29 protein-coding genes and 1 pseudogene are annotated in these 26468 nt (G+C 63.5%); 10 read left to right on the top strand and 20 right to left on the bottom strand.

The window, feature by feature from the left end; all coding sequences use genetic code 11:
• The 4 genes and pseudogenes from EJ071_RS09065 to EJ071_RS09050 all read right to left on the bottom strand — a co-directional run.
• Positions 1-219, bottom strand: a complete 219-nt coding sequence (locus tag EJ071_RS09065) for a hypothetical protein (RefSeq protein WP_126097567.1) — start codon at positions 217-219, stop codon at positions 1-3.
• Between the two features lie 208 nt (positions 220-427).
• The gene (locus EJ071_RS09060) at positions 428-892 is read right to left on the bottom strand and encodes a hypothetical protein (protein WP_126097566.1); all 465 of its coding nucleotides are present in this window, start codon (positions 890-892) and stop codon (positions 428-430) included.
• 7 nt (positions 893-899) lie between these two features.
• Positions 900-1226 carry a DUF883 family protein gene (locus EJ071_RS09055; RefSeq protein WP_126097565.1) on the bottom strand — a complete coding sequence of 109 codons (327 nt, stop codon included), beginning with the start codon at positions 1224-1226 and terminating at the stop codon, positions 900-902.
• A 66-nt stretch (positions 1227-1292) separates the two neighbouring features.
• Positions 1293-1604: pseudogene (locus EJ071_RS09050) on the bottom strand (cyclic nucleotide-binding domain-containing protein); the annotation flags it as partial.
• 164 nt (positions 1605-1768) lie between these two features.
• On the opposite strand from EJ071_RS09050, the gene EJ071_RS09045 reads away from it, so the two are divergent.
• Positions 1769-2149, top strand: coding sequence for a response regulator (locus tag EJ071_RS09045; RefSeq protein WP_245460181.1), 381 nt, complete (start codon positions 1769-1771; stop codon positions 2147-2149).
• A gap of 36 nt (positions 2150-2185) precedes the next feature.
• Here EJ071_RS09045 and EJ071_RS09040 read toward each other — a convergent pair whose 3' ends face one another.
• Complete coding sequence (locus tag EJ071_RS09040; RefSeq protein ID WP_040973662.1) at positions 2186-2737, bottom strand: RNA polymerase sigma factor; 552 nt, start codon at positions 2735-2737, stop codon at positions 2186-2188.
• Between the two features lie 3 nt (positions 2738-2740).
• Entirely contained in the window at positions 2741-2944 is a 204-nt protein-coding gene (locus tag EJ071_RS09035) for a NepR family anti-sigma factor (RefSeq protein ID WP_126097563.1), read from the bottom strand.
• A gap of 224 nt (positions 2945-3168) precedes the next feature.
• On the opposite strand from EJ071_RS09035, the gene EJ071_RS09030 reads away from it, so the two are divergent.
• The 5 genes from EJ071_RS09030 to EJ071_RS09015 all read left to right on the top strand — a co-directional run bounded on the left by EJ071_RS09030 (position 3169) and on the right by EJ071_RS09015 (position 6302).
• A complete protein-coding gene (locus EJ071_RS09030; RefSeq protein ID WP_126097562.1) occupies positions 3169-3963 on the top strand; it encodes a response regulator in 795 nt (264 codons plus the stop codon).
• 165 nt (positions 3964-4128) lie between these two features.
• Positions 4129-4293, top strand: coding sequence for a DUF1328 domain-containing protein (locus EJ071_RS09025; RefSeq protein ID WP_018429836.1), 165 nt, complete (start codon positions 4129-4131; stop codon positions 4291-4293).
• Between the two features lie 181 nt (positions 4294-4474).
• Complete coding sequence (locus tag EJ071_RS09020; protein ID WP_126097561.1) at positions 4475-5506, top strand: PAS domain-containing sensor histidine kinase; 1032 nt, start codon at positions 4475-4477, stop codon at positions 5504-5506.
• Between the two features lie 152 nt (positions 5507-5658).
• Complete coding sequence (locus EJ071_RS38410) at positions 5659-5829, top strand: hypothetical protein (RefSeq protein WP_189521431.1); 171 nt, start codon at positions 5659-5661, stop codon at positions 5827-5829.
• Positions 5830-6056: 227 nt separating this feature from the next.
• Entirely contained in the window at positions 6057-6302 is a 246-nt protein-coding gene (locus tag EJ071_RS09015; RefSeq protein WP_027166589.1) for a YMGG-like glycine zipper-containing protein, read from the top strand.
• Between the two features lie 254 nt (positions 6303-6556).
• On the opposite strand, the gene EJ071_RS09010 is transcribed toward EJ071_RS09015, so the two are convergent.
• The 4 genes from EJ071_RS09010 to xylF all read right to left on the bottom strand — a co-directional run bounded on the left by EJ071_RS09010 (position 6557) and on the right by xylF (position 11783).
• Positions 6557-8182 carry a CHASE domain-containing protein gene (locus EJ071_RS09010; RefSeq protein ID WP_126097560.1) on the bottom strand — a complete coding sequence of 542 codons (1626 nt, stop codon included), beginning with the start codon at positions 8180-8182 and terminating at the stop codon, positions 6557-6559.
• A 129-nt stretch (positions 8183-8311) separates the two neighbouring features.
• Positions 8312-9112 (bottom strand): ATP-binding cassette domain-containing protein, encoded by an 801-nt coding sequence (locus EJ071_RS09005; protein WP_126097559.1) that lies wholly within the window; start codon positions 9110-9112, stop codon positions 8312-8314.
• A 22-nt stretch (positions 9113-9134) separates the two neighbouring features.
• Complete coding sequence (locus EJ071_RS09000) at positions 9135-10499, bottom strand: sugar ABC transporter permease (protein ID WP_126097558.1); 1365 nt, start codon at positions 10497-10499, stop codon at positions 9135-9137.
• A 243-nt stretch (positions 10500-10742) separates the two neighbouring features.
• Positions 10743-11783 carry a D-xylose ABC transporter substrate-binding protein gene (xylF, locus tag EJ071_RS08995; protein WP_126097557.1) on the bottom strand — a complete coding sequence of 347 codons (1041 nt, stop codon included), beginning with the start codon at positions 11781-11783 and terminating at the stop codon, positions 10743-10745.
• 265 nt (positions 11784-12048) lie between these two features.
• Here xylF and EJ071_RS08990 point away from each other — a divergent pair, with 265 nt between their 5' ends.
• Positions 12049-13290: an ROK family transcriptional regulator gene (locus tag EJ071_RS08990; RefSeq protein WP_126097556.1), complete on the top strand. Its 1242-nt coding sequence runs from the start codon at positions 12049-12051 to the stop codon at positions 13288-13290.
• Between the two features lie 329 nt (positions 13291-13619).
• On the opposite strand, the gene phoB is transcribed toward EJ071_RS08990, so the two are convergent.
• The 7 genes from phoB to EJ071_RS08955 form a co-directional block, all read right to left on the bottom strand.
• Positions 13620-14309 carry a phosphate regulon transcriptional regulator PhoB gene (phoB, locus tag EJ071_RS08985; RefSeq protein ID WP_010911896.1) on the bottom strand — a complete coding sequence of 230 codons (690 nt, stop codon included), beginning with the start codon at positions 14307-14309 and terminating at the stop codon, positions 13620-13622.
• A gap of 17 nt (positions 14310-14326) precedes the next feature.
• Positions 14327-15034 (bottom strand): phosphate signaling complex protein PhoU, encoded by a 708-nt coding sequence (phoU, locus tag EJ071_RS08980; RefSeq protein ID WP_126097555.1) that lies wholly within the window; start codon positions 15032-15034, stop codon positions 14327-14329.
• An 18-nt stretch (positions 15035-15052) separates the two neighbouring features.
• The gene (gene pstB, locus EJ071_RS08975) at positions 15053-15856 is read right to left on the bottom strand and encodes a phosphate ABC transporter ATP-binding protein PstB (protein ID WP_126097554.1); all 804 of its coding nucleotides are present in this window, start codon (positions 15854-15856) and stop codon (positions 15053-15055) included.
• Positions 15853-16704 carry a phosphate ABC transporter permease PstA gene (gene pstA, locus EJ071_RS08970; protein WP_126097553.1) on the bottom strand — a complete coding sequence of 284 codons (852 nt, stop codon included), beginning with the start codon at positions 16702-16704 and terminating at the stop codon, positions 15853-15855. Before pstA ends, pstB begins: the two co-directional genes overlap by 4 nt.
• Positions 16705-16707: 3 nt before the next feature.
• Complete coding sequence (pstC, locus tag EJ071_RS08965) at positions 16708-17694, bottom strand: phosphate ABC transporter permease subunit PstC (protein ID WP_126097552.1); 987 nt, start codon at positions 17692-17694, stop codon at positions 16708-16710.
• Between the two features lie 64 nt (positions 17695-17758).
• Entirely contained in the window at positions 17759-18817 is a 1059-nt protein-coding gene (gene pstS, locus EJ071_RS08960; protein ID WP_126097551.1) for a phosphate ABC transporter substrate-binding protein PstS, read from the bottom strand.
• Between the two features lie 496 nt (positions 18818-19313).
• Positions 19314-22685, bottom strand: coding sequence for a response regulator (locus EJ071_RS08955; RefSeq protein WP_245460180.1), 3372 nt, complete (start codon positions 22683-22685; stop codon positions 19314-19316).
• Positions 22686-23000: 315 nt separating this feature from the next.
• Here EJ071_RS08955 and EJ071_RS08950 point away from each other — a divergent pair, with 315 nt between their 5' ends.
• On the top strand, positions 23001-23336 hold the full coding sequence (locus EJ071_RS08950; RefSeq protein ID WP_245460179.1) for a hypothetical protein: 336 nt from the start codon (positions 23001-23003) through the stop codon (positions 23334-23336).
• Positions 23337-23376: 40 nt separating this feature from the next.
• Here EJ071_RS08950 and EJ071_RS39330 read toward each other — a convergent pair whose 3' ends face one another.
• Positions 23377-23883, bottom strand: a complete 507-nt coding sequence (locus EJ071_RS39330; protein WP_245460178.1) for a DUF2865 domain-containing protein — start codon at positions 23881-23883, stop codon at positions 23377-23379.
• A gap of 151 nt (positions 23884-24034) precedes the next feature.
• Here EJ071_RS39330 and EJ071_RS39325 point away from each other — a divergent pair, with 151 nt between their 5' ends.
• Positions 24035-24328: a hypothetical protein gene (locus EJ071_RS39325; RefSeq protein WP_245460177.1), complete on the top strand. Its 294-nt coding sequence runs from the start codon at positions 24035-24037 to the stop codon at positions 24326-24328.
• Positions 24329-24608: 280 nt separating this feature from the next.
• The gene (locus EJ071_RS08940; protein WP_126097549.1) at positions 24609-24830 is read left to right on the top strand and encodes a hypothetical protein; all 222 of its coding nucleotides are present in this window, start codon (positions 24609-24611) and stop codon (positions 24828-24830) included.
• Positions 24831-24903: 73 nt separating this feature from the next.
• On the opposite strand, the gene EJ071_RS08935 is transcribed toward EJ071_RS08940, so the two are convergent.
• A complete protein-coding gene (locus EJ071_RS08935) occupies positions 24904-25293 on the bottom strand; it encodes a hypothetical protein (RefSeq protein WP_126102514.1) in 390 nt (129 codons plus the stop codon).
• 286 nt (positions 25294-25579) lie between these two features.
• Positions 25580-26449 carry a glutathione S-transferase family protein gene (locus EJ071_RS08930; RefSeq protein ID WP_126097548.1) on the bottom strand — a complete coding sequence of 290 codons (870 nt, stop codon included), beginning with the start codon at positions 26447-26449 and terminating at the stop codon, positions 25580-25582.
• Between the last annotated feature and the right edge of the window lie 19 nt (positions 26450-26468).

The raw sequence follows: 26468 nt of genomic DNA, 5'->3' as shown, positions 1-26468 counted from the left end.
TCAGCCGCCTTGCGTGGGTTTCTGCCCAGTTGCCGGCCCAGTTGCCGGCGCCTGAGGCACGGTCTGTTCACTGGTCGCCTGGCTCTTGATCATCTCGCCATAGATCTCGACCGCGGCCCAGGCAATGAAGGCCAACAACAGCCCGGCGATGAGGATCCTGAGCGCGTGCCAGCCCCAATGCCCCTGGCGGGCTTTGTCTTCAGGAATGATCTTGGTCATATTGGCCTCCGTGTTGCGTGGCGGCGGGCGCTTCGGTCACGGCATGGTCGGGTAACGGGCCCTTTCCGCGAAGGTTCCGTTGCCGACGGCGCGGTTCGGCAGCGATCGGGCTTGCCGCGGGGCGTTGCGCATGGAGGATAGAGGATAGCAAGTCAGCCAAGTTGACGGCCGATATCAGCCGCTTCGTCGGGGATGCGGGGCGGCCTGCCTACGGCTTTACGTCGGAATCCGGATCCTCGGGCCCGGGCTTCACATTCTCGCGGTAGATGGCATAAGCGACGAGCGCGAGCGCGGGCGCCAGAACGGCGCCCAGGCCGCCCTTGCTCTTCGCAAGCGCCGGAAGCAACGCAAGCGCCGCTGTAACGCCGACCGCCGTCATGTCGGCCTTGCGCCGGCGCGCCCGCCGCCGCGCGCGCCTGCCGGTGGTCAACTTGTGGATCGCAAGGATGAGCCCGGCGATCACCAGGAAGCCGATGCCGAAGCCGAGGCTGACCGCCAACGCCCCGTAGCGCGCCGCCAGCCAGATATAGGCCGCACCGACGAGGAAGCCGGCGCCGGACAGGGCGAAAATACCGGCAAGCCCATAGAGGATTGCCGTCGTCCGCGTTCTTTGCAACGCGGCCATCGCCTCGCCGGAAGCAAGGCCCGAAATCAGCGAAACCAGCGTCCCCATCTGCGGGCTAGCGGCGCGAAAGAAGCGCGAACAGGAAGCCGACGCCCGCCGCGATCGCCAGCGACGTCACCGGTCTTTCGCGAACGCTGGCTATGAGCTGTGCCTCGATATCCTGAGCACCGCCGCGCACGCTTTCGAACGCAGCCTCGCCCTGGGCACGCAACTGCTCGACGCCTTCGCTGGCCGCGCGGCGCGCCGCTCCGTAACCATGCTCTCCGGTCTTGGCGAGTTGCTTGGTGAGCTTTTCGATGTCGGCTTTCAACTGCTGGATGTCGGCCTCGAGATCGGCCGTGGTCGGTGCATCTGTCGAGGATTTGCCTGCGGCGGTCGCCATCGTCTAACTCCTTGCGTTTGCTTCGGTTTCAACGCCCGATCGGTACCAAGGTTCCGATCCTGTGGGCTCAATTTCCCCCATCAGGCTGCCCTGCAGGCCAATGAGATCGCCAGGCATGGAATGGATTTGCCGCCGCCCGTCAGGCAATAGCTTGTAACGGAACGCCCAACCCGAAAGGATCGTGTAGAGATGCGCGCTGTGGCTGCCTTCGACCAACACGGTTGCGCCCCTGTCGACGGCGAGTTCCCCTTTCTTGAAGGTGCTGACGAACAGAAGTTCTTGTTTTTCGAACGTGCGAAAGGCCGGCAAAGGTCGCAGCGGACACTTGTCGCAAGAATGTTGGCGGGTTGTAACAGAACGGGCGCTCTGGCCGGACATTTCGACCCCTCTTCGAAATCCCTGCCCCGATCGGGCGGATAGAAACGCTTCACGCGGATGGAGGTTCCGCGATCACGAAGCTGCACACCCGGTCATGTCTTTTTTAAATGACAGAGCGCCAAATACCGCGCATGACTGCGGCCCATTGTAGGAGTCGCCGACACGTGCCCCCATTGCTTGACGGATTGCGTATCCTGATCCTGGAAGATGAAGTCCTGATCGCAATGGATGTCGAGCAGCTGTGCCGCGACCAGGGCGCCGCCGACGTCACGATTGTCGACGATCTAGCCGAGATCGACCGGCGGGATGGGCTGTCGTGGTTCGACGCCGCCATCGTCGACCTGATGCTTGGCGGCACCTCGACGCTCGACTTCGCCGCACGATTGCGCAACGCCGGCATTCCGTTCGTCTTTGCCTCCGGTCATTCCGACTCGGAAGAGATCGAGGGCTCCTTTCCGGAAATCCAGCTGGTCGCAAAACCGTACTCGGGAGACGATCTGATCGAGGCCGTGGCGACGGCCTGCGGGCGCGCCAAAGCGGCTTGACGAAGTCGCGGCCTGAGAAGAAACCGGACGTCGGAGTCAGGCCGCGTTTGAGCCGGTCACCTGCGCGGAAATCGCGTCAGGGCCGTATTCGTCCTCACCGGAAATCTTGAGGATATCCTGCAGCCTGGCGCGCGCCCGGCTGACTCGGCTCTTGATCGTGCCGACCGCGCAGCCGCAAATCTCGGCCGCCTCTTCGTAAGAGAAGCCGGACGCGCCGATCAGGATGATGGCTTCGCGCTGATCCTCGGGCAGTTGTTCCAGCGCGCCGCGAAAATCCTTGAGGTCGAGCTGGCCATGCTGGGCAGGGTGAACGGCGAGCCTGGCGGTCATGATGCCGTCGCTGTCCTGCACCTCGCGGCCGCGCTTGCGCATCTGGGAATAGAATTCGTTGCGCAGGATGGTGAACAGCCAGGCCTTGAGGTTGGTGCCCGGCTGAAAGCTCTCGTGCTTGTCCCACGCCTTGACCAGGGTTTCCTGGACGAGGTCATCGGCCTTGTCGGCATTCTGCGTCAGCGACACCGCAAAGGCGCGCAGGCTCGGTATGGCACCGAGCAACTCGGTCTTGAAGCTCTGGGAGACCGCCGCCATGCCTCAGTCCTTTTTCTCGGCGGGCTCGGCCTTTTCCAGCTGGCTCAGCAACTGAGCGAATCGATCCGGCACCTGATCGGAGACCAGCTCGTCGTAATATTGCTTGAGTTTGCGGGCGATTTCGGAGTTTGGTCCGAGTGGATTGCCACCCCCATTCCGGTGCCTGCCCGAGGCGCCAGTCGTTGGATTCTTTGACATTTCTTTCATATTTGCCCTAATTCCCAGCACTCGAACCGCTCTAGAACCACAAAACCATAACGCAAGCGGCACCCTTGTCTGGGTTGCCCATCCCGAAAGCCCGAAACGTCCGTTTCCTAATTTAGTTCCATGCGCGGCGGAACTTTTTCGGAAAGGCGACGTTGATTTGTCGGGGTTTGCGACCCGTATGGTCTAATGAAATGCAACAACGTCATCTGAGGGAGACGTCAAATATGAGCCTGTCCGCAACCATCGCTCCTCACCTGCCGTTCCTTCGCCGTTTCTCGCGCGCCGTCTCGGGATCGCAGGAAAGCGGTGACGCATTGGTCGCCGCCATGCTGGAGGCCATCATCGCCGACACCGAAGTCTTCCCCAAGGCATCGAGCGACCGGATCGCATTGTACAAGGTTTTTGCCAGGCTTTTCACCTCGATTGCCATCCGCGTGCCTCAAGAGAATGCGCAGACCGCTTGGGAACAGCGAGCAGCCGCCAATCTGAATGCGATCGCGCCGCGGCCGCGGCAGGCGTTCCTGCTGGTCGCCGTGGAAGGCTTCAGCGAGGACGAGGCGGCGGAAATCCTCGATGCCGACGAACAGGAATTCTCCGAATTGCTTGCCCAGGCAAGCAGCGAGATTTCCCGCCAGGTCGCGACCGATGTGCTGATCATCGAGGACGAGCCGCTGATTGCCATGGACATCGAGGAGATGGTCGAAAGCCTTGGCCACCGCGTTGTCGGCACCGCGCGCACCCACGCCGAAGCGGTGGCCATGTTCGGCAGGACGCGTCCGAAAATGGTCCTGGCCGACATCCAGCTCGCCGACGGCAGCTCGGGCATCGAGGCTGTGAACGAGATCCTGTCCTCGACGCCGGTGCCGGTGATCTTCATCACCGCCTTCCCCGAACGCCTGCTGACCGGCGAGCGCCCGGAACCGGCGTTTCTGGTGACCAAGCCGTTCAATCCCGATATGGTCAAGGCTCTGATCAGCCAGGCGCTCTTCTTCGACCGCCAGGCAAAGGCCGCAGCCTGACCGCACCAAGGTCCGACGACCGAGGTTTCATGCGAGGCCCCGCCTGGCATGAAGCCGTGCGAAGCCCGATCCGTGAAAGCGCTTCAGGGGGATCGTCTTTTTCCGTAAATGGTGGAACAAACGGCATCTAGCCACGTTTTTCAAGACGTTAGAAGGAGACGTATCATGCTGTACTGGGCGCTCGTTTTTCTTGTGGTTGCGATCATCGCCGGCGCGCTTGGGTTCGGCGGCATTGCCGGCACATCGGCTGGCATCGCGCAGATATTGTTCTTCATCTTCCTCGCCTTCCTGGTGATTTCGCTCATCGCCGGCCTCTTTAGACGAGCCTGAGGCGTGGAGCGTCGAACACTGGAAGCCGCACCCCTCAAACGGTTTCCAGCCACCGCCGGGCGGTGTCCCCAAAGGACGTCGTCCGGCGGACCGTTTTTGAGGCTGCGCGCAGCCTCGGCACGTCAAGGCCGAAGCAGCCGTCTGTCGTAAAGCCGGTCAGCCTGGATGCGGGAAGTATTGGATGCGTTCCAAGGCATCAGAGAAGGACGATACGGACAAGCGCGGCGACGAGGTGATCGCGATGCATCCGGCGGAGAGCGGGATGCAGCTGGGACGCGCGCTGCTCCACGCGCTTCACAATGCCGGAATTTCAGTCCTCTATCAGGACCGCGACATGAAGACCGTTTGGGCCCGCAACATGCGCGCGCCCTGGGCGGCCGAGACGGCCGACGGCAAGGATTTGCTCTCCCCCGCACAAGCCGAGCGCATCAGCGCAGCCAAACGCAGGGCGGTTGAAACCGGCAACGCGGACCGTCTCGAGCTCGGCATTCCCGGGAGTGACGGCGTGCGCTGGTTCCAGATTTGGGTCGATGCCGATCATGGCGATACCGGTGAGGTCCAGGGCGTCGTCACCACCATGGTCGAGACGACGGAGCAGAAGCGCCGCGAACAGACGCTGAAGACGCTGCTGCGGGAGGTCAGCCATCGCTCGAAGAACCTTCTGGCCATCATCCAGAGCATCGCCACACAGACCGGGCGCTACTCGGAGACGCTTGGCGACTTCCTGACGCGTTTTCGCGGCCGCATTCAGTCGCTCGCCTCGTCTCAGGATCTGGTGACATCCTCCAACTGGCGGGGAGCAGCACTTCAAGAGCTCGTATCTGGCCAGGTCGGCCGCTACAGCGCCGACCCGCGCCGCAGTTTGCGTTTCGATGGCGAAAACCCTTACCTCAACCCAAACGCCGCCCTGCATGTCGGGCTGGCCATGCATGAGCTCGCCGTGAATTCGGTGAGTTATGGTGCCCTGTCGCGGCCTGACGGCCATGTCGAGGTAAGCGCCAAGATCGCATCCGGCAGCGGGGCCTCGCCCGGCCTTTTGCTGGTATGGACGGAGAGGATCGGCGCCGGCCGGCGCAACAAAAAGCGCTTTGGCAGCGTCGCTCTGGAACGCGTCGTGCCGACGTCGCTGAACGGCTCCGCCAGCCTCGAGATCGACGAGAGTCGTCTCGAATATCGCCTCACGATCCCGCGCGGCAATTTCGAGATGGAATGACCGCCACGCCGCGGGCCACGGACATTCGCCGGCAAGGCCCTTAACCGGCTGTTCACCATAAAGTCCGATTCTGTATTCCCGGCGAAGGTGCGCCGGAACGCCCAGCCGCGCCCAGTCACGCACGATTTGGCACGCGATTCGGGAGGACTAAAATGATGATTGCCGACATGAACAGGTTGGAGCAGGCCGCGCGCGTCTCGATGAGCGGCTTCCAGGACGCCGAGGCGCCGCCCTCGCCCCGCTCCTCGCATCTTTCGCTTCGCCTCGGCGCCGTCGCGCTCCTCGCTGCCCTGGCTCTGGCGGCGGCGTGGCAGTTGACCTGATTCGGCAACCGTCCCGATTTCAAGGCAACCGCACAGTCGCCGAGGGCTCCTGGGATGGCGCGTCATGTCTGCGGCAAGAAACTTTGGGCGGCAAATATGTCCAACGGCGCGCGCCCCGAAAAAGACTCTCTTCAGCAACAATAAGATCGGGCAGGCAAAGCCCGTTTTTTCGTGCTAAATGGCGGACGGCACTGCCGAAAGTGAGGACAAAAGTGAGGAGCAATTTTATGCGGAAGATGATCATTGCCATGGTTGCCGTGGTCGCTGTCAGCGGCTGCACCACGACCGAGCAGGATGTGGTCGGCGGCGGCCTGATCGGCGCCGGTGTGGGCGGCTTGGTCGGCGGCGGCAAGGGCGCGCTGATCGGTGCGGCTGTCGGCGCCGGATCCGGCCTGCTGGTCCGCAACCTGCGCAATGGCTATTGCCAGTATCGTGATCATCGCGGCCGGATCTACACCGCCCGCTGCAACTGATCCCCCGACAGAGCAATCCCAGGAAAAGTGTGTAACGGTTTTTCCGTCCGGAATTGCTTAGTCCGGTGAGAATGTCGATCTGGAGGCCGGCCCGCCGGCCTCCATTTCTTGTGTTTGAACGGCCGGTCGCTCGCTAGAGCAATTCCAGGAAAAGTGTGCAACGGTTTTCTGTCCGGAATTGCGTAAAAACAAATAGTTAGAGCAGTTCGGCGTTTCCGTGAAACGGTGAACTGCTCTGAACGGATTCGATCCGTTCACCCTGTCAGCGGAATCCTTATTTCCACCTTCAGGCCGTCGGCCTGAAAATCGCGCCTGATCGTGCCGCGCAATTCCCGTGTGACATTGAGATCGATCAGCTTGGTGCCGAAACCGGTCTTTGCCGGTGCTTCCAGTCTTTCCTGCCCTGTCTCGCGCCATTCGAGCACCAGCGTCCGCTCGCGGCCGCGCGCTTCAACCGCCCAGCTGACTTTCAACGCACCAACAGAATTGCCGGCCTCGCCGTATTTCAGCGCATTGGTGGCAAGCTCGTGGAAGGTCAGGCCGAGCGCCTGCGTCGTCGTCTCGTCGAGCAGCACCTCCGGCCCCGACAATATGCCTTCGGGAAGCTCCTTGCCGAACACCTGCCCGAGCTCGATGCGCAGGAGATCGCCAAGGTCCGCCTTCTGCCAGCGCGAGCGTGTCAGCATGTCCTGTGAAGCCGCCATCGCCTGCAGCCGCGCCGAGAACGATGCCGAGAATTCCTTCACGTCGGTGGCGTGGGAGGCAGTCTGCCGCGCGATCGCCAGCACCCTGGTGATCGAATTCTTGATGCGGTGCTTCATCTCCTGCAGGATCAGATCCTTTTCCAGCAGGCTCTTCTCCGTCGCTTCATGCAGCAGCGACTTCGCCTCATAGGCGCGCTCCTGATAACGGGCCACCAGGGCGATCGCCCCGGCCAGCAGCAGGCCGAACAGCCCGAGCATCACCGGAATGGCGCGCGAGGAAGGCAGCGAAAAAGCGCTCGTCGGCCGAAACAGAACAGTCCAAGGTCGGCCGGCCACGACGATATCCCGGCGCGCCACGAGCTTCGTACCCAGGGAATCGGCCGGCGGCGCCTCCGAGCGGAACAGGAGATTGTCGGCACCCGGCTTGCCGTCATAGATCTCGACATTGACCGGCAGCAACGGTGCCTTGCTGAGCGCCACCTGGAACAAATCGCGCGCGCGGAAGGCGGCATAGAGAAAGCCTGCGGTCGAGGAGCGGCTGGCATTGATGACGTCCGGGGCCGTTTCCACGTTCAGCCGCACGAAAACCAGGAATCCGGGGAAGGTCTGCGTCGCGCCGGCGCCCTCGCCGAGTTGGATAAGGCCGCTGGCATGCTGCTGGTCGTCGGCCATGGCCTTCTCGATCGCCGCCCGCCGCACCGGTTCGCTGAACATATCGAAGCCGATGATCGACTGGCTGGAGGTATCGAGCGGCTCGAAAAGCACGATGGGCGTGCGCCACGGCTGCTGCGTCGTGGCCGGGTAGATCGGATGCGCTGAACCGTGATCGTGCAGGATGTCGCGCTCGACCGCGGCCACGTCGCCGGTCTTGGCCAGCCTCAGGAAGCCGATGCCGCGCAGGCCGGCGAAATTGTCGTCGATATCGAGCGCCGTGAAGAAGGCGTTGAACTCGCCGCGCGCGATATCGCCGTTGCGGGCATCGAACAGCGCCTGCGTCGAGCGCAACAGCGACAGATGCAGGTCGATGCGGCTCTCGATGCGGTTGAGCGCATCGTCGGCCGTTCCCTCGAACTTGATGCGCGCCGCTTCCTGGGTCGCGAAATAGGCGAACCCCGCCATCGTCAGGCTGATCAGCGAGACGGCAATGAATGCGACGATCGGAAAGAGTTTTTTCAATGTTGGATGCGGCCCTCGATGGTTGACCACCTTTATGGGCAAGTCTCCGTGCCAACACAATGGCGAGGCCAATCCATCACGGCCACTGGCACATCACCTAATCGTAAATTAGCCAACTAACTTATTGCCTTACGCCGCGATCTTCAGCGCTCCCGGACCCGGAATCGCGCCCGGCGGGCACTTGCCCAAAATGATCATGCCGAGCACCTCGTCCTGCGTCACGTCGCTGGTGCGGGCGGTGCCCACCACTTGGCCGTTCTTCATCACGCAGACCCGGTCGGCCAGCTCGAAAACGTCGTGGATGTCGTGGCTGATCAGGAAGATGCCGATGCCGTCGGCCTTGAGCTGCCGCACCAGCTCGCCGACCTGGGCCGTCTCCTGGGGACCGAGGGCCGCGGTCGGTTCGTCCATGATCAGGATGCGGGCATTGAACAGGATCGCGCGGGCGATCGCCACCGACTGCCTTTGCCCGCCGGACAGCTTGATCACCGGCTCCTTGAAGCGCTGGAAGCGCGGATTGAGCCGGCCCATCACCTTGCGCGCCTCGGCCTCCATGGCGACGTCGTCGAGCGTGCCCCAGGCGGTCATCAGCTCGCGGCCGAGGAACAGATTGGCGGCGGCATCGACATTGTCGGCAAGCGCCAGCGTCTGGTAGATCGTCTCGATGCCGTATTTCTTGGCGTCGCGCGGGTTGGAGATCGGTGCCTCCTCGCCGTTGACGAAGATCTGCCCGGCATCGCGCTTGTAGGCGCCGGACAGGATCTTGATCAGCGTCGACTTGCCGGCGCCGTTGTGGCCGAGCAGCGCCACCACTTCGCCGGGGAAGAGATCGATGGACGCGTCGTCGACGGCGCGGATGCCGCCGAAGGCGATCGAGACGTTGCGCATGTCGACCAGCGGGACGTCCGCGGGAGCGGTTTTCTCAGCCATGATCCTTCTCCTCCCTGCCTGATCAGACGCGCTTGCGGTAGATGGTGTCGAGCCAGACCGCGACGACCAGCACCGCGCCGACGACGATGCTCTGCAGCGGCGAGTCGACGCCGAGCAGCACCATGCCGGACTGCAGCGACTGCATCAAAAGCGCGCCAAGCATGGCGCCGAGCACGGTTCCGGAACCGCCGGCAAGCGAAGTGCCGCCGATGACCGCCGCGGCTATGACCAGCAGCTCGTCCAGGGTGCCCAGCGCATTGGTCGATGAATTCTGCCTGGCGGACGAGATGGCCGCGGCGATCGTCGCCAGCACACCCATGATCATGAACACCTTCATGGTGATCCAGCGCGTGTTGATGCCGGCAAGGTTCGCCGCCTCCGGATTGCCGCCGATGGCAAAGACATAGCGGCCGAAGCGGGTGCGCTTGGTGATGAAAGTCATGATCAGGCCGACCGCGACCGCCATGAGCACCGGAATGGCGATGCCATGGGCGATGAACAGGCCGCCTTCGGGAACGGTGATGTTGTTGGCGGCGGCGTAGCGGTTCACGATGCCGACCGGCCACGGATAGGAGTTGGCGAGCCAAACCGCGCCCATGATGACCGCGCAGCTGACGGCGCCGAGCAGCGTCTCGGCCCAGATCGGGCGCAGCGGGAAACGAAAGCGCTTGCGCTGCACCCGACCGTTGAACAGCGCAAACACCACCGCCAGGCAGGCGACGACGCCGACGACCCAGCTCCATCTGGCGCCGATCGAGCCGGCCGGTCCGCCGCCCATCAACTGGAAGGTGGCGTCGAGCGGCGCCACCGTCTGGCCGCTGGTGACCCACCAGGCAGCGCCGCGCCAGACCAGCAAGCCACCCAGCGTTACGATGAAGGCCGGCACTTCGAGATAGGCGATGACGAAGCCCTGGAAGGCGCCGATCAGCAACCCGAGCGCTAGGCCGATCAACAGCGCCAGCACCCAGATCCACGGATTGCCGAGCTCGAGCCCGACCATGCGCACCAGGAAATGCACCTGGGCAAAGCCCATCACCATGCCGATCAGCCCCTCGGCCGAGCCGACGGAGAGGTCGATGTTGCGCATGACGATGACCAGCACCATGCCGGAGGCCATGATCGCCACGGCCGAAGTCTGCACCGACAGGTTCCAGAGATTGCGCGGCGTAAGGAACGTGCGGCTGTCGAAATCGAGCGGATTGACGCCGAGCCGCAGGCTCGAAATGACGTGCAGGCCGATCCAGATGATCAAAAGCGCGCCGACCATGCCGAGCATGCGCGTGTCGAGCTCGGTCGCCTTGAGGAAGCGCCCGACGGCGCTGAGTTCGGAGGCCCGCGCGCGATCGGCGGCCGGGTTGGCCGGCGTATCAGAGGTCGTATCGGTCATGATCTCCTCCCACCGGCTTGCCGTCTGGCGCGGATGCCGGGCCACGATGCTAGAGCAATTCCAGGAAAAGTGTGTAGCCCGTCCGGAATTGCGTGAAAACCAAGCGGCTGCAGCTGTTCGACGACCTTGCCGGACGATGAGCTGCTCCAAAGACTTTCCCGGTTTATGTGCAGCGGGAAACCTTGTTGAGAAACGCCGCGGCCTCTGGGCCGCGGCGTCAGGATTTGGACAGGCGTCGTCGGCTTAATTGCAGACCGCGACACTGCCGGCGGCAACGCCGGCGCAGACCTCGTCCTTCTTGATCCAGCCGGCGTCGATGACGACGTTGAGATTGTCCTTGGTGATCGCGACCGGGGTCAGGAACAGCGACTTGACGGTGTTGCCGCCAGGCGTCGTGAAGTCCTTGGTGCCGACGATATCGGCCATCTTCTTGCCGTCGGCGAGCTGCGAGGCGATCTCGGCGGCGTTCTTGCCGAGCTCGCGCGCATCCTTCCACACCGACACCGTCTGCGTGCCGAGCGCGATGCGGTTGAGCGCGGCATGGTCGCCGTCCTGGCCGGAGACCGGAACGGTGCCGGCCAGGCCTTGAGCCGTCAGCGCGGCGACGACGCCGCCGGCGGTGCCGTCATTGGCCGCCACCACCGCGTCGACCTTGTTGTCGTTGGCGGTCAGGAACTGCTCCATGTTCTTCTGCGCTTTGGCTGGCAGCCAGCCGTCGGTATAGGCCTCGCCGACATTCTTGACCTTGCCGCTGTCGATGGCTTCCTTCAGCACTTCCATCGAGCCCGAGAACAGGAAATCGGCATTCGGATCGGAGCCCGAGCCCTTGATGAAGACGTAGTTGCCTTCGGGCTTGGCCTTGAACACCTCGCGGGCCTGCATGCGGCCGACTTCCTTGTTGTCGAAGGTCAGGTAGAACACGTCCTTGTTCTCGATCAGGCGGTCGTAGCCGACCACCGGAATGCCTTCGTCCAGCGCCTTCTGCACCGCCGGGCCGATTGCGGAAGCGTCCTGCGCCAGGATGATCAGCGCGTTGGCGCCCTGCGAGATCAGGCTCTCGACATCGGTCAGCTGCTTGCCCGGATTGGACTGCGCGTCGGCCGAGATGTATTTGTCGCCGGCGGCCTCGATGGCTTTCTTCATCGCCGCCTCGTCGGTCTTCCAGCGCTCTTCCTGGAAATTCGACCACGAAACGCCAATCACCTTGTCCTTCGCCTCTGCGACCGACGCCAGCGTCAGCGACATGGCGACACCCGCCAGCATGGCGGCTGCGAAACTCTTCATGATTTCCTCCCTGCGCCCCTTGCGGCGCGACCCAGACTGGCCCGAAGGCCGGTACAGAGGCTTTTTTTCGAGCCTCGAAAAAACACTGATGCAACGCCGAAGCGCTGTCAACTGCGATTCTGATGGTTTTTGAGGTGCCGCAAACTTTTTTTCGAGCTCCGCAATAAATAATGACAGTCCCGGCAGCTTCTGCCAGTATCCCTGGCACGTCGGCGACGGCCCATGGCATGAGGAGAAGGCCGCGACGCCCGGGAGGAAGGAAGAGATGTCGGTCGGAATCCGCCACGACGACCTGCGCCGGCGCAACCGCGCCATGGTGCTCTCGGCCGTGCGCCGGGCCGGCCAGCCGTCGCGCACGGAAATCGCCGCGACCACCGGGCTCAGCCACTCGACGATTTCGGCGATCTCGGCGGACCTCATCCAGGAAGGCATCCTGGCCGAGAGCAAGCCGAGCGAGACCGCGTCGCTGAAGCGCGGCCGGCCGCAGGTCGGCCTCGCCCTCAACCCCGAGGCGGCCGCGGTGGTGACGGTGGTGCTGTCGCTGAATTTCCTCTCCGTCGCCGTCATCGACTATGCCGGCCAGGTCATCGCCGAGGAGCAACGGCGTCTCGACACCCTCACCATGCCGCGCGACGAGCTGATCGGCGAATGCACGGCGATCGTCCGGCGCCGGCTGGAAGACCCCGATCTCGATGTCGCCAGCGTCGCCCGCATCGCCATGGGCATCCAGGGCATCACCGATTCCCATGCCCGCGCCATGCTGTGGTCGCCGATCACGCCTTTGACCGACATTCCCTTTGCCGACATCCTGGAAAAGGAGTTCGGCATTCCCGCCACCATGGAGAACGACTGCAACATGATGGCGGTGGCGCTGCAATGGCGCGACCCCGACCGCTATCGCGACAATTTCATCGCCATCCTGCTTTCGCACGGCATCGGCATGGGGCTGGTGCTGAAGGGCGAGTTGTTCACCGGCACGCATTCCTCCGGCGGCGAGTTCGGCCACATGATCCACCGTCCCGGCGGCGCGCTTTGCCGTTGCGGACGCCGCGGCTGCGTCGAGGCCTACGCCGGCAACTACGCCATCTGGCGCAGCGCCATGAAGATGAGCGAGGACGCCGAGCCGGTCGACGTCGGCGACGCCGACATGCGGGCTCTTGCCGCGAAGGCGCGTGAAAAAGACGGGCCGGAGCGCGAGGCCTATCGCCGGGCGGGCGAGGCGCTGGGCTTTGGGCTGGGCAGCCTGTTCGCGCTGATCGACCCGGCGCCGGTCGCCGTGGTCGGCGTCAGCGCGGCGGCCTTCGACCTGATCGAGCCGGCGCTGCGGGAAGCCATCGCCCAGACCGCCGGCGGCCAGCACTCCAAATCGATCTCCTTCGACACCGAGCCGAACGAATTGCCGCTGATCCGCGAAGGCTGCGCCATGCGCGCGCTGAGCTTCGTCGACCAGGAGATTTTCGCGCCGGGCGTCCAGGCGCGAGCGGGGACGGGCAAGAACGTAGCCTGATCAGCCTTGAAGTGATCGTTGGGTTCCGTGTCCTGCCAGGCGCCGGAGATTAGCGAAAGCCCCGCAGCTTCGTCATTCCAGGGCGAAGCAGGAGCGAAGCTCCCGTCGCGGAGACCCTGGAATCCATTCCGTTACCTCAATCGTCGGATGCAGCGGAGCAGAATTCTGCACCGCCGCGGCGCGTGGAAGTCACGGCATGGATCCTCGGGTCTTCGCCGCGTCGCTACGCTCCTTGCTCCGCCCGTGGATGACGAAGCAAAAGCGTCTCGGCTACTCCCCAGCGTGGATGTTGGAAGTGCATAACCTGTCAGAACATCGGTGCCTGAAACTTAATCCTCGCGGATCGCGTAGCCAGCCCCGCGTATCGTGCGGATGACGTCGGGCATGCGGCCGTTGTTGACCGCCTTGCGCAGGCGTCCGACATGCACGTCCACGGTGCGCTCGTCGATATAGATCGTCTCGCCCCAGACATTGTCGAGCAGCTGGCTGCGCGAGAACACGCGGCCGGGATGCCGCATCATGAATTCGAGCAGCCGGAACTCGGTTGGGCCGAGCCTGATCTCGCTCTTCTTGCGGTAGACACGGTGCGATTCACGGTCGAGCACGATGTCGCCGACCTTGAGCACGCTGGACAGCACCTCCGGCTTGGCACGGCGCAACAGCGCCTTGACCCTGGCCATGAATTCCGGCGTCGAGAACGGCTTGACCAGGTAGTCGTCGGCGCCCGTCGAGAGGCCGCGCACCCTGTCGCTTTCCTCGCCGCGCGCGGTCAGCATGATGATCGGCAGCCGTTCGGTCTCCGGCCGCATCCTGAGGCGCCGGCAAAGCTCGATGCCGGAAACCGCCGGCACCATCCAGTCGAGCACCAGAAGGTCGGGCACGTTCTCCTGCAGGCGGATCTCGGCTTCATCGCCGCGGGTCACCACCTCGACCTGATAGCCTTCGGATTCGAGATTGTAGCGGAGCAGCACCCCCAGCGGCTCCTCGTCCTCCACCACCATGATGCGTGGGGCGATCATTTGTCAGGCACCTTTGCTCAGGCCGCCGGCGCCGACATCGCCGTCTCGTCCTGCTTCGGACGATTCGCGGGCAATTGGGTGCCGGTCAGCACGTAATAGGCATTCTCGGCGATGTTGGTGACATGGTCGCCGATGCGCTCCAGATTCTTGGCGCAGAACAGGAGATGCGTACAGGCCGTGATGTTGCGCGGATCCTCCATCATGTAGGTCAAAAGCTCGCGGAAGACGGAGGTGTATTTGACGTCGACGCGCTCGTCGTCGTTCCGGAGCTTGGCAAGCGCCGTGGCGTCGCCCGCGGTGTACTCCTCGATCACGCCCTGGACCTGGATCAGCACCAGTTGCGCCATCGCGTCGATGGAGTGCGTCAAGTCGCGCGGCGCAGCGCTGACGCCGACCGAGCCGACCCGCTTGGCGATGTTCTTGGCGAGATCGCCGATGCGCTCGAGGTCGCCGGCCATGCGGATCGCGCCGACCACGCTGCGCAGGTCGTCGGCCATCGGCTGGCGCTTGGCGATCAGCGTGATGGCGCGGTCGTCGAGCTCGCGCTGACGCGCATCCATGATGGCGTCGTCGGAGACGACGCGCTGCGCCAAAGCATTGTCGGAATTGAGCAGAGCCTTGGTCGAGGCGCCGACCATCGAGCCGGCAAGATCGCCCATGTCACGGATGAGCCGGCTGATCTGCCCGAGATCCTCGTCGAAGGAAGCGACCGTATGGGCCATGATTTATGTCCTCGTATGAACTCAGCCGAAGCGGCCGGTGATGTAGTCCTGCGTGCGCTTCTCGCGGGGCGAGGTGAAGATCTTCTCGGTCCGGTCGAACTCGACCAGCTCGCCCAAATACATGAACGCCGTCTGCCGCGACACGCGCGCCGCCTGCTGCATGTTGTGGGTGACGATCACGATCGTGTAGTCGGCCTGCAGTTCGTCGATCAGTTCCTCGATCTTGGCGGTCGACAAAGGATCGAGCGCCGAGGCCGGCTCGTCGAGCAGGATGACCTCCGGCTTCACCGCCACCGTGCGGGCGATGCAGAGCCGCTGCTGCTGACCGCCGGAAAGGCTCTGGCCGCTGGCGTTGAGCTTGTCCTTGACCTCGTTCCACAGCGCCGCGCGCTTCAGCGCCTGCTCGACGCGGTTGTCCATCTCGGCCTTGCTGATCTTCTCATACAGCCTGACGCCGAAGGCGATGTTCTCGTAGATCGACATCGGGAACGGCGTCGGCTTCTGGAACACCATGCCTATCTTGGTCCTGAGCAGGTTGAGGTCCTGCGAACGGTCGAGGATGTTCTTGCCGTCGAGCAGCACCTGGCCCTCGGCGCTCTGCTTCGGATAGAGCTCGTAGATGCGGTTCAGCACGCGCAGCAGCGTCGACTTCCCGCAGCCCGACGGCCCGATGAAGGCGGTGACGCTGCGTTCGGGCAGCGACAGGTTGATGTCCTTCAGCGCCTTCGACTGGCCATAGTAGAAGTTGAGGTTCTTGACCTCGATCTTGGCCTTCTCGACGGCAGTGTCGGCTACGTTCAGGTCGGTGGACAACATCGGTTTCATCTGTCCTCTCTGCGTCCGGTAAGGCTGCGGGCGAAGATGCTCAGCCCGAGAACCGTCAGGGTGATTATGAGTGCGCCCGTCCAGGCCAACTGCTGCCATTCCTCATAGGGGCTGAGCGCAAACTGGAAGATGGTCACCGGCAGGCTGGCCATCGGCGCGTTGAGATTGCTCGACCAGAACTGGTTGTTGAGCGCGGTGAAGAGCAGCGGCGCCGTCTCGCCGGAAATGCGGGCGATGGCCAGCAAAATGCCGGTGACGATGCCGGACAGTGCGGCGCGATAGGCGACCGAACGGATCACCACCCAGCGCGGCGCGCCGATGGCGGTGCCGGCTTCGCGCAGCGCGTTGGGCACCAGGTTGAGCATGTCCTCGGTGGTGCGCACCACGACGGGGATCACCAGGATGGACAGCGCAACCGCGCCGGCGATCGCCGAGAAATGCCCCATCGGGCGCACCATCAGCTCATAGACGAACAGGCCGACGATGATCGACGGCGCCGACAGCAGGATGTCGTTGATGAAACGCACCACCGTGGTGAGACGCGAGAAGCGCCCGTATTCGGCCATGTAGGTTCCGGCAAGCACGCCGATCGGCGTGCCGACGATGATGCCGATGATGGTCATCACGATGCTGCCGTAGATGGCGTTGAGCAGGCCGCCGGCGTCGCCCGGCGGCGGCGTCATTTCCGTGAACACCGAAAGCGAGACGCCGGAGAGCCCCTTGTAGAGCAGCGCGCCGAGGATCAGCGCCAGCCAGGCGAGGCCGATGCCGGCCGCGATGACGCACAGCGCCATCATCACGGCATTCTTGCGCTTGCGGCGTCGGTGGAGCGATGCGGCTGTCGACATCGGTCAGGCTCCGGTGCGGCTATCGATGCGCAACAGCATGTAGCGTGCGAGCGCGAGGATGATGAAGGTGATGATGAACAGGATCAGGCCGAGCGACACCAGCGAGGATGTATAGAGCTCGCCGTCGGCCTCGGTGAATTCGTTGGCGATGGTCGCCGAGATCGTCGTGCCCGGCGCAAACAGCGAGGCGCTGATGCGATGCGCGTTGCCGATGACGAAGGTGACGGCCATCGTCTCGCCGAGCGCGCGGCCGAGGCCGAGCATGACGCCGCCCATGATGCCGACGCGGGTATAGGGAATGGTCACGCGCCGGGTCACTTCCCAGGTCGTGCAGCCGATGCCGTAGGCCGATTCCTTCAGCACCGCCGGCACCGTGTCGAACACGTCCTTGGTGATCGAGGTGATGAAAGGCAGCACCATGATGGCGAGGATGAGCGACGACGTCAGCAGGCCGATGCCGTAGGGCGGGCCGGCAAACAGGCTGGAGAGGCCTGGTATGCCGTGGAAAAGATTGATGATGAAGGGTTGCACCGTCGTCTGCAGGAACGGCGCGAAGACGAACAGGCCCCAGATGCCGTAGATGATCGAGGGAATGCCGGCGAGCAGTTCGACCGCGATGCCGATCGGCCGCCTGAGCGGGCGCGGGCAGAGCTCGGTCAGGAAGACGGCGATGCCGATGCCGATCGGCACGGCGATGAGAATGGCGATGGCAGAGGTGACGATGGTGCCGTAGATCGGCGCCAGGGCGCCGAAATTCTCGGTGACCGGGTTCCAGGATTCAGTGGTCAGGAAGGAGAAGCCGAACTTCGACAGCGCCTCCCACGAGCCGGCGATCAGCGAGATCGCGACCCCGCCGAGCAGGACCAGCACGAGGATGGCGGAAAGGCGCGTGGCCGTGCGGAAGATCGTGTCGGTGAGGGCGAAGCGGCGCACGGTCGCTTCTCTGGTCCGCATGGCGGACGATGTCACGGCTTCGGAAACGGCTGTCATTTCGCCCCTCGCATTTCGAAAGAGACGGGAGGGCGCTGGAGGCGCCCTCCCCATTCCGTAGCAATTACATGCCGGAGTAGAGCGGCTTGCCGTTGCTGTCGACGATGTCCTTGCCCCACATTTCCTCGACGCTCTTCACGACCGCGTCGGGCATCGCAACATAGTCGAGCTCGGCAGCCATGTCGTCGCCCTTGGCGTAGGACCAGGCGAAGAACTTGAGCGCTTCGCCGGTGGCGGCCGCATCGTCGGGCTTCTTGTAGACGAGGATCCAGGTGGCCGACGTCATCGGCCAGGATTCGGCGCCCGGCTGGTTGGCCAGGATGACGCCGTAACCCGGCTGCGAGCTCCAGTCGGCATTGGCTGCGGCGGCCGAGAACGCCGCTGCGGTCGGCTCGACCTTCTTGCCGTCCTTGTTGATCAGGTCGGTGTAGGTGAGCTTGTTCTGCTTGGCATAGGCGTATTCGACATAGCCTATCGCGCCACCGGTCTGCGAGACGTTGTTGGCGACGCCTTCGTTGCCCTTGGCGCCGATGCCCACCGGCCACTCGAGCGCCTTGTCGACGCCAACCTTCGACTTCCAGTCGGCGCTGACATCGCCCAGATAGTAGCTGAAGTTGAACGTAGTGCCCGAGCCGTCCGAACGGTGGACGACCGCGATCGCCTGGTCGGGCAGCTTGACGTCGGGATTGAGCTTCTTGATCGCCGCGTCGTTCCAGTTGGTGATCTTGCCGATGAAGATGTCGGCCAGCGTCGGACCGTCGAGCACGAGCTCGCCCGGCTTGACGCCTTCGAGATTGACGACCGGAACGATGCCGCCCATCACCATCGGGAACTGCGCCAGCCCGGTGGACTCAAGTTCATCGCCCTTGAGCGGCGCATCGGAAGCGCCGAAGGTCACGGTCTTGGCCTTGATCTGCTTGATGCCGCCGCCGGAGCCGATCGACTGGTAGTTCAGACCAGTGCCGGTCTCCTTCTTGTAGGCGTCGGCCCACTTGGCATAGATCGGATAGGGGAAGGTGGCGCCGGCGCCGGAGATATCGGCAGCCATCGCGGCGGAAACGCTAAGGGTCGATGCCGCAGCCATTGCAATCGCAACGGCCGCCGAGCGGATGAAATGTCTCATGTGGCCTGCTCCTGTTCGGAATATGGTCTCTTGGCACCGCCTTCTGCCGGCGCCCGGTGTGGGCAATAGCCCTCGATTATTACAGTCGCATGACAGTTTCGTGTCAGCCCGGTAACGTCCGAACAGGGATAGCTGGAGAGGCCTGCGGCCGCCTTTTGCCGGCCAGCCGGAGTTTGCCGCGGGAATCAGCAACTTGTCTGACTTTTGAATCAAAAAATTATCCCGGCGGCCGAAATTTCGGCCGCCGGGAAATAAAAGCCGGACGAGAGCGCGTTGCCCGAATGCCAGAGCGGATCATGGCATAGCCATCGCCGAAAACAGGTCCGTTGGGGTAGAGTCGACGCTGTTCCTTGCCGGCGGTCGCTGCTCCCGCCCGTAACCGAAGGGCGGAATCGACAGCCGCTATTGTTCCGGCTCGGCTTTCGCTTTGATATGGTGCGATCACACCATACGTCTGCGGACGATGCCCGTGAATGACGCCGCTAACAGCCGTCTGTTAGCCGGCGCTGCGCCGGGCTTCCGCGTCGGACCCGAGCCATCTTTCGAGCTTCTCGAGCAGCGCCTTCGGGCTGATCGGCTTCGGCAGATAGTCGTCCATACCGGCTTCCAGACAGCGTTCGCGGTCCCCTTTCAGCGCGTGCGCCGTGACGCCGACGATCGGCACACGCGTCCCCATCTCGGCTTCGAGTTGGCGGATGGCCGCGGTCGCCTCCAGCCCGCTCATCTCCGGCATCGACACATCCATCAGGATCATGCGCGGATTGAGCTTGCCGAAGGCGTCGAGCGCCTTGCGGCCATTGCCGACGATCTCGAAATGATAGCCGGTCTCGCCGAGGATTTGCGTGAACACCAGCTGGTTCACCTCATTGTCCTCGGCGACGAGGATGTCGAGCCCGCGCTCCACGCCGGCCGGGCGCGGACGGGCACGCGCCGGCGGCGGCTGCAGCAGGACGCGGTCCGATGCCGTTGCCTGCGCCATCGGCGATCGCGGCGCGCCGGACCCTGTCCCGACGCTGCCGGCCAAAGGCGGATGGGTGGCCGCGGTGCTGTGGCGATGGCGCTGGATGGTGGCGACCAGCGTCTCCAAAAGGATGGAGGAGCGCGCCGGCTTGATCAGCTGCGCATCGATGCCGAGATCGCGATAGGCTGCGCTGGCGAGCGACTGGTCGACCGAGGTCAGCATGATGATCGGCGTGTGCGCGAGGCCGGCGGTGTTGCGCAGGATGCGTGCCATTTCGGCGCCGGTCATGCCCGGCATCTGGTAGTCGAGCACGACGCAGTCGACAGGCACGCCGTAGGCGGCGGCGGCGATCAGCACCTTCATTCCCTCGGCGCCGCTTTCCGCCGCGCAGGAATCGAAGGTCCACGAGGCCATCTGCTCGCTGAGGATCGAGCGGTTGACGGCATTGTCGTCGACGATCAGCACGCGCGCGCCGGTGACGTCGACCGGCATGATCCGCTGCCCGCCCTGTTCGGCCCGCGGCAGCGTGACGGTGAACCAGAAGGTCGAGCCCTTGCCTTCGGCGCTGTCGACGCCGATCTCGCCGCCCATCATCCCGACCAGCCGCGAAGTGATGGCAAGGCCGAGCCCGGTGCCTTCGTGCCGCCTTGTCGAGGAGGTGTCGACCTGGCTGAACTTCTCGAACACCAGCTTCAGCTTGCCCTCGGGAATGCCGATGCCCGTATCGGTGATCGAGATGGTGAGCCTGGTGCCCGCCGGAACCCGCTCGCCGGTGACGTCGACCAGAACGTGGCCCTCGTCGGTGAATTTTACCGCGTTGCCGAGTAGATTGGTGACGATCTGCCTGAGGCGGCCGACATCGCCGACGAATTGCCCGTCGAGCCCCGGCTGGACGCGGACGATGAGCTCGAGGTCCTTTTCCTTGGCGCGCGTCGAAACCAGCGTCGCCACATCCTCGATCGCCTCGGCGAGATTGAAGGGCGCCGGATCGAGGACCAGCTGGCCGGCGTCGATCTTGGAGAAGTCGAGGATGTCGTTGATGATGGTGAGCAGCGCGTTGCCCGATTTGACGATGATGTCGGTGAACGTCTTCTGCTTCGGGTCGAGGTCCGACTTGGCGAGCAGCTCGGCCATGCCGAGCACGCCGTTCATCGGCGTGCGGATTTCATGGCTCATATTGGCGAGGAACTCCGACTTGGCGCGGTCGGCGAGCACGGCGCGCTGGCGCGCCTCGCTAAGCTCGGCCTCGCGCTGTTTCAGTTCCGTTATGTCCGTGGTCGATCCGATCAGATAGAGCGAGCCGTCGGACGCGATCATCGCGCCCTTGCGCGCGAACTGGTGGCGCACGCTGCCATCGGGCATCGTCACCTTTTCCTCGATCTCCTGCGTCTCGCCGGTGCGCAGCACCGCGAGGTCCCCCGCGATGAAGGCTTCGCCGTCCGCGCCGAATATCTCGACATCGGTCTTGCCGATCGCCTCTTCCTTGCTGAAGCCGGTGAGGTCGCACCAGCCCTTGTTGACGTAGAATTGCCTCAGATCCGAGCGCTTGGCGTAGATCGACACCGGCACGTTGTCGATCAGGCTGCGGAACACCTCGTTCTCGCTCATGCTTTCCTTGAGCGCCCGCTCGCGCGCCTTGACGTCGGTGATGTCGGTGCTGGAGCCGACCAGATGCACCGATCCGTCGACGGCGACGAGGCGGCTCTTGCGTGTCATCAGTTGCCGCACCGTGCCGTCGCGATGAGTGACGGGCTCCTCGACCTCGCGCCCATTGCCGGTGGCCACGACCTCGGTGTCGTCATGGCTGTAGCTCTCGGCGTCCCCGGAACCGAAAAGCTGGCGGTCCGTCTTGCCGATGACGTCTTCCTTGGCGATGCCCGTCAGCGCGCACCAGGCCTTGTTGACGAATTCGATGCTGAGATCCTCGGCCTTGATGAAGGCCGCCACCGGCAGTTCGTCCATGACATGGCGGTAAAGGTCGATCTGGCGCATCGAGTCGCGCAGCGCCTTCTCCCGTGTCTTGAGGTCGGTAATGTCGACACGAACGCCGATGAACGTGCCGTCATCGGTGCGCATGTCGTAGACCTGGTACCAGCGTCCGTCGGCATTGAGCCGCTCATAGGACGAATTGGGCAGGCGGTAACGCTTGAGCATGGCGTCGAGCCAGCGCTCGGTATCGACATTGTAGAGACTATCGATCTCAAGGTCGCCGCTCGACTGGAAATAGCCGACGGAATGCCCGAGTGCGAGCGCCTCGCGGAAGCTGCGGCCCGGCTGCCAGGCCGGCTTCAAGGCCGGCAGCGTATCCTGCAGCTTGTGGTTGGCGAAGACGAAGCGGTCGTCGCGGTCGTAGATGATGACGCCGGCCGGCAGCGACTCCAGCACCGTGGCAAGATTCTTGCGCGCGTCCTCGGCCTCGGTCTCGCGATGCTTCATGTCGGTGATGTCGACATAGGAGATCAATCGCTTGCCGCCGGCAAGCGGTGCCAGCGACGCGATCAGCGTGCGGCCGTCATTGCGCGGCAACTGCCTGGAGCCGGCGACGCCTGCCCGGATTTCCGCCTCGCGTCCGGCAATGTGGCGCTGCCATTCCGCTTCGTCGTCGCCATAGGGGTCGGCGTCGCGGCTCGCCGCCATCAGTTCGCGAAAGCCGCAGCCGACCGTGGCGCGGCGCGGATCGATCTTCCAGAAGTCGTAGAAGGCGCGGTTGATGATCTCCGCCCTGAGATCGGCATCGAGGACGATGACGCCGATCGGCATCGAATCGACCATCAAGCGAAGGTTGGCGAGCGCTTCCGAAGTCCCTGCCGCCTGCTGTGCTCCGGCGGATGTTTCGCCGCCGCCCGCAACCGTCCTTTGGGAATCGCGAGCGTCGCCCGTCCCGAAAGTCCCGTCCGTATCAGCCATTCCTACCCCCAGGCCGAACCCTCGCCGGTTCGTCGGCGGAATGTGCCCGACAAGCATTAACGATCCGCTAACCTTAACGATTCGCAACCGAACACAGCCGATGCCGTTGATGCGTGTCGCGCAAAAGTGCGCAGCGGTTTTGCGAAAACGACATGCATCGAAAACAAAAGACAAGCTCGTCGTATGGATCCGTTTCAGAGCCACACGCGTCAAATCGGACGCTGGTCCGATGCCTGCTGCGGTAATCCGTCCGTTGGCGGACCAGCGCTACCGGGCTATAAAGCCCGTGGGGGTAGATTGCTGATGCTCGGTCGAATGCTGACTTTTGTTCTGTGCCCGGCGCTGCTTGCCGCAAGCGGCTGCGCGCGCAGCGACGACGGCACGGTGATCATTCCACGGCAGCTCGACGTCAGGCGTGTCTGGGACAAGCCTCCGCAGCAGGCGCAGTCAAGCTCGCCACCTGTCGCCGTCGGCGTCTTTCCAGCGCCGCCCGAGGCGGCAAGATCGGCGCCGCGCAGATATCGGAAGCCGCCTCCGGCAAAGCCGCCGGCGAATGCGCAGCCGCAGGATACGTTTGCCGGTCCGGAGAAGGCGCTGGCCTGCCGCAATATCAGCGAACCCGGCAAGCGCTTTCGCGTCGTGTGCGACTAGACTAGTCCCCGGCGATTGCGGTCGAAGCTGCCGGCCGGGATCAATCCGCCGGGAAAAAGGCGGGGCCGACCACCCGCACCCGCCGCGATCCGACCGGCCCGGTCGGCGTCTGGCCCTCCGCCGCGCCTGCATCGGCTGCGGCCGCATGGACCTCGGCATCAGCGTCCGAGGGCGATGGAATATCCGAAACCGTGCCGAGATCGGGCTTTGCCGTCGGCAGCGGGATTATGGCGTTTTGCATGTTGCCCGGGGTCACGGTGCGCGCCCTGAGCTCGGCCACGCGTTGATGGTAGCGCTTGAGATCGCAAGACTTGAAATTGGCGTCGTCGCGATACCGGAAAGCGGCTGGAAGCTCGGTGTACGGCTTGCGCGTCTCGACAGCAACCATCTGGTCGGTCTCCAGGTTCGGATCGCTCAGCGCGTAGAGGTCGACACCCGGATCGTCGCAGATATAGCGGCACTGATCGACCGTGTCCTTGAGATCGGCGCCCTCGCGCGAATTGCGAGTTCGGCGCCGGGAAGAAGTAGCCGTCCGAAAGGCGCACACAAAACAGCATCGCATTGCCGCCGAACGTCGTGCCGGAAGATTGCATCGGCGCTGGTTCCGCCGACTGCCGCTTGGGCGCGGACTGGCAGCCCAGCGCGACATATCTCGCCTGCGGGTCGTCACGGCCCGGGCTGCCGATGGAGGCGATCCGGTGCTGTACCTCGGCCTTGCTTCTGGCGAGGTCGGCGCAGGCGTTGAAGAAGCCGCCCATCGCGCTGCTGGCGGTGCAGCGCCGCTGTCTTTCGATGCCCTGGATCGCGCCGAGCTGGCGCCGCAGTTGGGCAAGTTCCGGATTGGCCGAGCCGCGCCCGCCGGCAAGCATCTGGCTTTTGAGCGCGCTGCAAACGTCAGCGTAGGAAACTGTTGCCAATGCCAGCAACGCAGTAACAGCCAAGAGAGAGACCTTGAGGAACCGCAGACACATCATTGGTTGCCGCCCTTCTAAAACTCATCCAAGCTCTAAGCATACATAAGCCTTGGCTAAATGAGTTTATCGTCACGTCTTAAAAGGTAAAGCGCCCAACACAGCTTTGCACTATGAGTGTTATGCTCGGTCTTGTAAAATGAATATTACACTTTCATTTCAAGATTGAGACAGTGGCCGAAAAAGCCATCCGAATCGATCGACGTCTCGTATCGACGTCCAGCCGCGCTCGATCGCGGACTGCCGATGAAACCTTTGACCGGCATCTGACGTTATTCTCGCAGCACCGAGGAGGCTGAAGATGTCTGTTCACTTCACCGTCTCTGGCCTGACCAGGAACCTGATCCATTCGCTTGGACTGGATCACGAGCGGGCGCCGAGGCATCTGACACCGGAGCAAAATCTGCTGCTGGAATGCTATCTGGCCGGGCAGGTTCCGGAATCGGCCTGGAACGACTATGTCTTCGAGATGCCGGAACTGGAAAAGCACGCAAATGCGCGGCGACCGCGCAATGCGGCGTAGTGCGGTTCCCTAAAAAAGCATAACGGTTTTCGGTTCGGAATTGCGCAAAGCTAAATTGAGCCGTTCGGCAATTCTATTGCTGGACTGCTTTGGCGTTATCTTTTGGCGAATTGAACTGAAGTGTAAAGACCTTTCCCGGAATTCCCTGCGCCAGTGCCGGCGAAAAGCTGAGCGGCAGGCAATTGCGCAAGGCGGCCGTCGCCGCGTCGACAAACGCCTGACGCGCTTTGTCATCGCCGCTGACCTTGATGGCCGTTGGCTTCGGCGGGCCGATCAGCGTGCCGTCGCGCTTGAAGCTGAAGCTCAAGGTGACCGAGGAATTCCCGGAATTGGCAGGCGGGGTCCAGCACGCCTGCAGGGCGACGCCGACCTCATTCATGGTGTTGAGCGGCGTGGCATTGGCCGGAAGGGGCAGCGCCAGCAGCGCGCCGGCAATCGCCGAATATCTAGCCATGCCTCTCATCGCTGGTCCTCCTCGCTTTCGCCAATTCGCCCATTCGCCAATTCGCCCATTCGCTTGCCGGTATGGTACGATCAACGAGGAGGATGACAATAGGATTTCAACGCGGTTGACCCCGGCAAAATCATGTTGGCGTGATGCCGGCACGACCGTCGCCGGAAAAGCAAAAGGCCGGCAATGAGCCGACCTTTCCCTAGCCTCGGCATCGCGCCAGTACATCCGTGGTCGCAGCGAGGACTGAGACACTAGACAGGGCTTTGGTTAACGAATCCCTAATCCCACGGGTTTCTCAAGCCGTGGCCTGCGTCTTCACATGGGCGATGTAGCCGCGCACGTCGCCGGCCGGCTCTGCATAGGCATTGCCGAGCTTCTTCTCGATCGCGGCCATATAGTCCTTCGCCCATTTGGGCAGCGCGTAGTCGATGACGGCCAGGAATTCGAGCGTCGCCGCCAGCCGGATGTCTGCGATCGACGGGTTGGCACCGCCGATGAACGGCTTGCCGTCCCTGAAGAAGGAGTGAAACACCTCCAGCGGCTCGGCGATCGCCGCGGCAGCCGCCTTCTGCGCCTCCGATTTCCTGTCGGGGTGGGCGTCGCTATGGCCGACCTCGCCGGCATATTGCGGAAAGCCGAGCGCCGGATAGGTGGCTCTGGCCACATAGGGATAGAGCGTGCCGACCAGGTAGAACATGGCGCTGTCGACCATTGCCCGCTTGGCCGGCGCCTTCGGATAGAACTTATCGAGCCCGTGCTTGTTGGCGAGATACTGCATGATGGCGCAGCTCTCCCAGAGCACGCCCCTGGGAAGACCTTTGTCCTCGATCATCGGCGTCAGATGCGCCGGGTTGCGCGCCAGGAATTCAGGCGTGCGCGTCAGGCCCCAGGCGTCGGTCTCGGAATGGTCGAGCCCAGCCGCACGCGTGAACACCCTGACCGTCATGTTGTTGACGCTCGGCCTCAGCATGCTGAGTTTCACGCCAGCTTTCCTGGCTGGCTTCGCCTTGGCTTTTGCCGTCGCTTTAGGCGCGGCCTTTGCCGTCGCTTTAGGTGCGGCTTTTGCCGCCGCTTTGGGCGCGGCCTTTGCCGCGGCTTTCGCCGCCAGCCTCGCTGTTGGTTTGGCCGTTACCTTCTTGGTTCCTTTTGTGGCTGTCTTTGCCATCTTGGTCCTCCCTCTGACC

The sequence above is a fragment of the Mesorhizobium sp. M1B.F.Ca.ET.045.04.1.1 genome (genome assembly GCF_003952465.1).
Taxonomy (GTDB): Bacteria; Pseudomonadota; Alphaproteobacteria; order Rhizobiales; family Rhizobiaceae; genus Mesorhizobium; species Mesorhizobium shonense.
This window is presented reverse-complemented; position numbering and strand designations above follow the sequence as displayed.